General features: G+C 43.5%; 2 protein-coding genes and 1 pseudogene. All 3 read right to left on the reverse strand.

Annotation, left to right across the window (positions count from 1 at the left end; translation table 11 throughout):
* Positions 1-40: 40 nt before the first annotated feature.
* The 3 genes and pseudogenes from F6K46_RS40515 to F6K46_RS39420 all read right to left on the reverse strand — a co-directional run bounded on the left by F6K46_RS40515 (position 41) and on the right by F6K46_RS39420 (position 1,958).
* Positions 41-157 (reverse strand): IS4 family transposase, encoded by a 117-nt coding sequence (locus F6K46_RS40515; protein ID WP_366510899.1) that lies wholly within the window; start codon positions 155-157, stop codon positions 41-43.
* A 22-nt stretch (positions 158-179) separates the two neighbouring features.
* A pseudogene (locus F6K46_RS39415) lies at positions 180-1,388 on the reverse strand (IS4 family transposase); the annotation flags it as partial.
* A 390-nt stretch (positions 1,389-1,778) separates the two neighbouring features.
* Positions 1,779-1,958: a hypothetical protein gene (locus F6K46_RS39420; protein WP_143727925.1), complete on the reverse strand. Its 180-nt coding sequence runs from the start codon at positions 1,956-1,958 to the stop codon at positions 1,779-1,781.
* Between the last annotated feature and the right edge of the window lie 74 nt (positions 1,959-2,032).

The following is a 2,032-nucleotide window of genomic DNA, read 5'->3' on the forward strand; positions in this document are numbered from 1 at the left end:
GCTATCCATTAGGCAAAAGTAGTCGAAACAGTGATAGAGACTAGGACGTAGAAGCAAGTTGTGAACCTTCAAACAAATGGTAAAAGGTAGAAAGCCCTCGCCAGAGAGTTTTCAAGCCAGGTTCGCCATCTCCGGTACGGGCCAAAAATCCACCCAAACGTGCAATCGCTCATCAGAGCTTGGCGAAGAGTAGGAGGTTTTTTCGAGCGGTTTTTGGGTTGAAATTTACGTCGCAAGAGCTTCCATTCCTGTGGAGAGAAAACTACTTGGCAAGAAGCATCGGGATTAAGTCGAGCTTGATAAGTTAACCACATTAATCGCCAAGCAACAATGTTATAAGTAGCCAGTGCTTTGAGTAAACGCTCTCTAGTTTGAAGTTGAAGTTTTTCCATACCACAGCCACTTTTAAGGGTAAAGTGAAAGCGTTCGATGAGCCATCGATAACTATACCACTGCACGCATTGCCAAGCTTTTTGGAAGTCGTCAATTGGTAGAGTTGTGAGCAACAACCAACGAATGGGTTGACTACCATCAGCCGGTTTCTCAGTTTCTTCTACCAGTAGTACGTTGATTTCCACTGGATGGAGATTGTGGGGTTTGGGATGATGTTGAGGCACTTCCAAAGTGACTCTTATCCCTCGGATTTGTAATGATGCCTGACGAGCTGGACGTTTGGGATTACGCTCTAAGTTGATGGTCATTGTACCTAAAATTGGTCTTTGTTCAATCATCGGTAACAGATATCCCATCTCCTCTTTAACCCTGCGATTATACTCTCCTCGAATCAGTAATTCGCTATTAGCAGAACGCTTTTGGGCGAATAACTCGAAGATATCAGCCTCACGATCTGCAACATGTATGAGCTTGGCTTTTTCCGCTAGTCCTTCTTCAGCTCCCTTAACTGTCTCTAACCATCGATAACTTTCTTTTTCTTGAATCGCTTTTTTCTTGCGTTCTTTTTTCAAACCACTCCTGTGCTTTCTGGTCCAACTCTGTTGATGTAGCAGTCCTAATGGTTTTCCTTTGGCACTGACCGCTATACAGCTATGAACTTTAATTCCTTGTTGAAGGGTCTGATTTATATATCCCAAACCTTTTGTGGCTTCATGTGTCGTATACTCCAAGTCGGTCGTGTCCTGTATTGCCAGCACTACTCCTGCTTCCACACATCTCCTCACTACGCCTTCCTTGTGTGAAGCCAATATTTGTGTTCTTGTCACTTTCTCATTTGACCAAAATCTGTAAATACTTTGGCTGTTGCTCGCATTACCACTCGCTTTTGGTACTGTTTCTCCTGGATGCTCGCTTAAGACCACAAGTGTCTTTCTCAATCTTTTGGCATGACGTATGTCCTGAAAAATTTCGGATTTATTTCCTGGCTGATCCAATCCTTCATTTGTTCTTCTTCATCTCCTGATTGACTTTTTCCTCTGATACTCTCATAACCAATGCCTCCCTGTCCACTCCCGTGAGGGTGCTCCTACTTAGGGCTTGCTGAATAAGTCTATTGATTCGGGTAATAAGTAATAAGTAATAAGTAATAAGTTAAGAGTTCACTATCGCTTGCTGCACAAGTCTTTGGGGAAATTTGCGGATCTGAAACTAGCTCTTGAAAAATATGCTTATTTTTCCCTCACATTCCGAATATAACCAAGTGTTCCCCTACGATGGTGCCAGGTTTTTGTATCGATGGGCTCAAAATCCTGGCACTTTTTCAGGGTAAAAATGATTGAAAGCCCTGTCTGGTATAGTTTCCATACTTGTGCAGCAAGCCCTACTTAAGTGCGATCAGCGCAAGCTGCTGCCGTAGGCGATCGCGTTTGTGATTTTGCGATCGCGTTTGTGATTTTGCGATCGCGTTTGTGATTTTGCGATCGCGTTTGTGATTTTGCGATCGCGTTTGTGATTTTGCGACCGCAGTCTTGGGAAATCCCTGTTAGTTTAATAATGGCTCTCACCACTCCTCTCCCAATCCTTGCCTAAATCCTAGTCTCTATCACTGTTTCGACTACTTTTGCCTAATGGATAGCTT

It is taken from the genome of Moorena sp. SIO3E8 (assembly GCF_010692445.1).
Lineage (GTDB): Bacteria > Cyanobacteriota > Cyanobacteriia > Cyanobacteriales > Coleofasciculaceae > Moorena > Moorena bouillonii.